Annotated in this window: 5 protein-coding genes and 1 tRNA gene; 4 read left to right on the forward strand and 2 right to left on the reverse strand. The window is 62.6% G+C overall.

The window, feature by feature from the left end:
- The 3 genes from pgk to secG form a co-directional block, all read left to right on the forward strand.
- Positions 1–591: phosphoglycerate kinase (gene pgk / locus VEK15_12505; protein ID HXV61512.1), on the forward strand; the 591-nt coding region annotated here is incomplete at its 5' end.
- Positions 584–1,345, forward strand: coding sequence for a triose-phosphate isomerase (tpiA, locus tag VEK15_12510; GenBank protein HXV61513.1), 762 nt, complete (start codon positions 584–586; stop codon positions 1,343–1,345). The genes pgk and tpiA, both read left to right, overlap by 8 nt.
- Before the next feature lie 215 nt (positions 1,346–1,560).
- Complete coding sequence (secG, locus tag VEK15_12515; GenBank protein ID HXV61514.1) at positions 1,561–1,971, forward strand: preprotein translocase subunit SecG; 411 nt, start codon at positions 1,561–1,563, stop codon at positions 1,969–1,971.
- Positions 1,972–1,982: 11 nt separating this feature from the next.
- Here secG and VEK15_12520 read toward each other — a convergent pair whose 3' ends face one another.
- Positions 1,983–2,441 (reverse strand): hypothetical protein, encoded by a 459-nt coding sequence (locus VEK15_12520; protein HXV61515.1) that lies wholly within the window; start codon positions 2,439–2,441, stop codon positions 1,983–1,985.
- A gap of 118 nt (positions 2,442–2,559) precedes the next feature.
- On the opposite strand from VEK15_12520, the gene VEK15_12525 reads away from it, so the two are divergent.
- Positions 2,560–2,644 (forward strand) — tRNA-Leu (locus tag VEK15_12525).
- A gap of 125 nt (positions 2,645–2,769) precedes the next feature.
- Here VEK15_12525 and VEK15_12530 read toward each other — a convergent pair.
- A complete protein-coding gene (locus tag VEK15_12530) occupies positions 2,770–3,132 on the reverse strand; it encodes a hypothetical protein (protein HXV61516.1) in 363 nt (120 codons plus the stop codon).
- Between the last annotated feature and the right edge of the window lie 241 nt (positions 3,133–3,373).

Here is a 3,373-nt window from a genome sequence, read left to right on the forward strand (position 1 = left end):
GGCGCCAAGGTATCGGACAAGATCGACGTCGTTCGCTCGCTCGTCGGGAAGGTCGACCACCTTCTCATCGGAGGGGGCATGGCTTATACGTTCCTTCGCGCCCGAGGCATCGCGACGGGAAGCTCGCTCGTGGAGGAGGACAAGATCACGCTTGCCCGGTCGATTCTCGACGAGGCGGGTGAGAAGCTCGTTCTGCCAAGCGACCACGTGGTCGCTTCCCGATTCGATGCCGGGGCGGAGCGCAAAACGATGCCCATTGATGAGATTCCCGACGGTTGGATGGGCCTCGACATCGGACCTGCCACGATTCGAAGCTATGGCGAGCGGATCGAGGCCGCCAAGCTCGTTCTTTGGAACGGACCCATGGGAGTTTTCGAGATGGCGCCCTTCGCCGAGGGGACCCTCGCGTTGGCGAGACGCCTCGCGGAAAGCGAGGCGACGAGTATCGTCGGGGGCGGCGATTCCGTCTCCGCAGTGCACCGGGCAGGCGTCGCCGACCAGATTACCCACATCTCGACGGGCGGCGGGGCGTCTCTCGAGTTTCTCGCCGGCTGCAAGCTGCCGGGAGTCGAGGTTCTGACCGATGCGTAGACCCCTCATTGCCGCGAACTGGAAAATGCACTTGACGCTCGATGAGGCGGATCAGCTCGCCCGCGGCGTCGCCTCGGCCGTCAGGGAGATGGACGACATCGACATCGTCATGGCTCCCCCGTTCACGGCGCTCGCAACCGTTCGCGCCGCGATCGGCGATACTCGAATCGCTCTGGGAGCTCAAGACCTCTACTGGGAGGAGCGAGGAGCCTTTACCGGAGAGATCTCACCGAGCATGCTGAAGGATGCCGGGTGCGGTTACGTCATCGTCGCCCATTCGGAAAGGCGTCAGCTCTTCGGCGAGACCGACCGGACGGCGAACCGCAAGGTCCTGGCCGCCCTTACTTACGAGCTGGTTCCGATCCTCTGCGTCGGTGAGACCGAGGCCGAGCGCGACCGCGGCGTCACGTTCGTCGTCGTCGACCGCCAAATCAAGGAAGGACTCAAGGATGTGGCGGAAAAGCAGCTCGACCGGCTCGTGATTGCTTACGAGCCCATCTGGGCGATCGGCACCGGGCGCACCGCGACACCCGATCAGGCCGAGGAGGTCCACCAGTCGATCCGCGGACAGCTCGCCAAGCTGTACGGCACCGAGGCGGCGGGCGGGGTCCGCATTCTTTACGGCGGAAGCGTAAAACCGGATAATGTAGACGACCTGATGTTCGAAGACGATATCGATGGAGCCCTCGTGGGAGGAGCGAGCCTTAAGGCGGAGTCTTTCAGCCGCATCTGTTCCTTCGAACGTCGAGATTAGACTGGCAGGCTGATGAAAGAGTACAGCCCAGCCTGCCGAGCGGCGGCCAAAACGTATCCGCGACGACAGCGCGAATCGTCCGCATCGGGCCGCTTCGTGGGTATGAGATGTGAGCACGCAGTGCGAATAAGCGCCGCTGAAGGCCGAGCCGTGGCGGCTCGATCGATCGCGGGTCCCGCCACGGCATTGAACACTAAAAGAGAGACGAGACAGCCATGTTGACGATTCTTTTCACCGCACTCCACATTCTGGTGTGCCTTTTTCTGATCCTGGTCATTCTGGCGCAGCAGGGCAAGGGTCAGGATCTCGCAAGCGCTTTCGGAGGAGGCGGCTCCCAGACGGCCTTCGGTGCTCGAGGAACGGCAACGCTTCTTTCCAAGATCACCGCCGGTGCGGCCATCATTTTCATGGTCACTTCGCTCACCTTGAGCTATCTCCGGCCCGCGGTCTCGCAGAATACGGTCGTTCCCGAGTCGGCACCGGCCGCGACCCCCGAGGCGCCGCCGCCTTCAGACGAGGCTCCACCTCCCGAGGAACCGGGGGCGGGCGAAAGCGCCGTACCTCCTACCGAGACGCCTGACGCCGGCGAGAAGCCGCCGAGCGAGAGCCCGCAACCGCCCCAGTAAAGTCTTCGGGTTTAACTCGGGCAGTCGGGGAACGTCCACCTTCCCGACCGATCTTTCTCCGCACGGAGATAGGTCGTGACGCAACACGTGTAGAGTGGAATCACCCCGTGCCGCATGCCGAGGAACTCGCCGCGGGGATTCGTGGGCCCGAGTACCGCGTCATCCGTTCGCCTCATATCGAGCTCCGGGCTCACGGCGTTCCACACTTCCTTCGCTTCTTCGCACAATGCTGCCACATCGGTTCGGTCGTGCTCCGTCAAGTACTCGACGACAAGACGACCCCTCTCGCCGACTCGGGCGTCGAGCACCGCTACGTCCCGCCCGGACGCCGTGCGAATGGGCCGCTCCGCGGTCGTAGCCGCGCACGTCCGAGCCCCACAGGTTCGGAACTGCACGTAATGCCACCCGAACCAGACGACGGCGCTCACCACGAGTGCCGCCAGGACGGTGCGAAAGGCCCAACGTCCCATTCTTCAGAGGATAGGTGATGGAGCCCCGCCGCTCAACCCGCGCCCGCGCTCTCATCCATCTTGCCGTCCCCTCTGCGGCCCTCTATAATGATGCGCTCTACAGGCAACGCCTGCCCGAGCCGAAGTGGTGGAATTGGTAGACACGCACGCTTGAGGGGCGTGTGGGGCGACCCGTGGGGGTTCGAATCCCCCCTTCGGCACCAGCCTTCGCGAGCAAAGTTATCCGCTGAAGCTGTTAGCGAAGGCCGAACGGCTGAGCAAGCCAAACGTTCAACGCGAAGGCTGCCCGCTACAGCAAGTAGGGTGACGGCGCGCCACGAGCTCATCCTTATGTTGGCACGCTCTTGTCTATCACGACGAATCCCTCCCGAAAATCGATCTCCAGGCGATGATTCCGTAGCATACTCGTCCCGATCAGGATGTCGGTCCCCGCGGCGAACGTCGCTTCAACCTCCAACGTTTCGCCGTCGAACGGAAACTCGACAATATAGTTTTCCTCCACGATCGTTTGTCCCGCAGCCAGCGCGGACTCGACGTGACCAATGAACTGCGCCTTCACCGCAACACGCAGGCTCTCCGGCAGTTCCAGATAACCGTTGAAGCCGGTATCGATGACGGCTCTCCAGTCCCTCCCATCTACGACGAGCTCAACGACGGGCACCCTTTCCTCGGTGACCGCGCCCCGCATCACCTCCGTCCGCCTTTTCGCAAGTAATGCTCGTATCCTACGCGGACGAAGAAGAGCGGGCGATCGATGCCATCCGCCTTCATGTTCGCGACTGTCTCGACCGCCGAATCCCCAAACCAGATTCGACCGCTCACTGGATCGATTCCGGCTGTTCGACCTTCAAGGTTTGAAACCTCGTGTTTCTCCTGGTATTCACGCCAGATGCGCTTGGCCTCAGCTGTATCCGTGTCCGACCAAGTCGTCG

The organism is Vicinamibacteria bacterium (genome assembly GCA_035620555.1).
GTDB lineage: Bacteria > Acidobacteriota > Vicinamibacteria > Marinacidobacterales > SMYC01 > DASPGQ01.